Source organism: Oleiphilus sp. HI0066, from assembly GCF_001635725.1.
This window is the reverse complement of the sequence record NZ_LWFH01001217.1, coordinates 1-1490: the sequence shown is the minus strand read 5'-3', so window position 1 is coordinate 1490 and position 1490 is coordinate 1. Positions and strand designations below refer to the sequence as shown.

General features: G+C 44.6%; 2 protein-coding genes. One reads left to right on the top strand and one right to left on the bottom strand.

Going from position 1 to position 1490, the window contains the following annotated elements:
- Positions 1–404, top strand: a 404-nt coding sequence (locus tag A3738_RS31215) for a hypothetical protein (RefSeq protein WP_197473898.1), incomplete at its 5' end; no start/stop codon positions are given.
- A gap of 17 nt (positions 405–421) precedes the next feature.
- On the opposite strand, the gene A3738_RS16815 is transcribed toward A3738_RS31215, so the two are convergent.
- Positions 422–1490 (bottom strand): alkane 1-monooxygenase (locus A3738_RS16815; RefSeq protein WP_068763737.1); only part of this gene is annotated, 1069 nt, incomplete at its 5' end.

The following is a 1490-nucleotide window of genomic DNA, read 5'->3' as shown; positions in this document are numbered from 1 at the left end:
AGGCAGATGAGCTATCGCCGTTAAACCGCTTGTTTAATGTTGCGCTCGCTTATGCCGAGTTGAGATTTAGTCCGTCCGTTACTCCATTACCTCACGATCAAGCAATTCACGAATTGAACGCAAATGCTGCGGCCTTTGATCATAAAGCCTTGCAAGCATTGAGCATGATTAAGCTAGAGCGCGAACTCTCTGATGCGACTAAGCAAACTATCGTGCATGTACACGGACTGAAGGTCGGCATGGTGATTGTCGAGGATATTTATAGTGAAAAGAATATGCTGCTACTGCGCGGCGGCACTCATGTAACCGAGATCTTAATAGAAAAACTTACAAATTTGCAGCGACAGATGGGCAAAGAAATTTTAATCAACGTCAGATTTGACCCCATCACTGACGCTGATTAACCAAAGACGTCTATATTTTAAGCTGCCACCTCATTCAGGCTATAAGACGATTTTAACTGATATTTCTTGATGAGCGCGTCGCGCTTTGAAGGGAGAATATTGATTCTATCTAAATCACCATCCACAACCTCGATCAAGCGTTTATCCATCACCTTAAACCATAGCCATGGGATATACGCGACAGGGAACATGCCAAAATAGCCATTTGGGAGCGATGGTAGATCATCAAAATGACGCAACGATTGGTAAGCACGGGTGGCGTTAGCGTGGTGGTCTGAATGCCTCTGCAAGTGAAATAAAGCCCAGTTAGAAAAGATGTGGTTACTGTTCCAACTATGATGAGGTTGAGGCCGTTCATAACGCCCTGATTCAAGTTTTTTGCGTAGCAAACCGTAGTGCTCAATATAGTTTGCGGATGTGAGTTGCCACATTGACCAAAACCCAGCAATCAACAAGAAAGGTATCACCACAGCCCCGAAGATGAGCGCAAGTGAGACGTAAAATGCGCCAGTCATCAACACAGTTTGTATAAATTCATTTTTCAAAGAGTAGGGTGATAACCCCTTGTCTTTAAGTCGCTGATGCTCAATTTTAGCTGCTCGTGCGATTGCGTTAGGTAATTCACGTGCGGCAAAGGAGTATATGTTCTCGCCCNTTTTTGAAGATGCAGGATCTTCTGGCGTAGCAACCATTTTGTGGTGGCCCCGGTTATGCTCAACGAAAAAATGTCCATATGCCGCCGGTGCTAATACAAGTTTAGCGAGCCACTGATCAGTAGAAGTCTTTTTGTGGCCCAGCTCGTGTCCGATGTTAAGACCGTATCCGCCGATATACCCCGTGGTGAGTGCTGCTCCAAGATAACCAGCGACACTTAGATCGTACGAAGATACAAACCACGCTATAAATATGAAGACACCAATGACGACCGGAACGTTGATCCTAGCGATGAACTTATAATAAGGGTCTGCCTCAAGCATCGGTACAACAGACTCAGGCGGATTACTCGTGTCTTCGCCCATAAAATAATCAATGACAGGAAATAAGAGATACCAAAATGCAATGAACAGCCATAAAAATACGTCATTA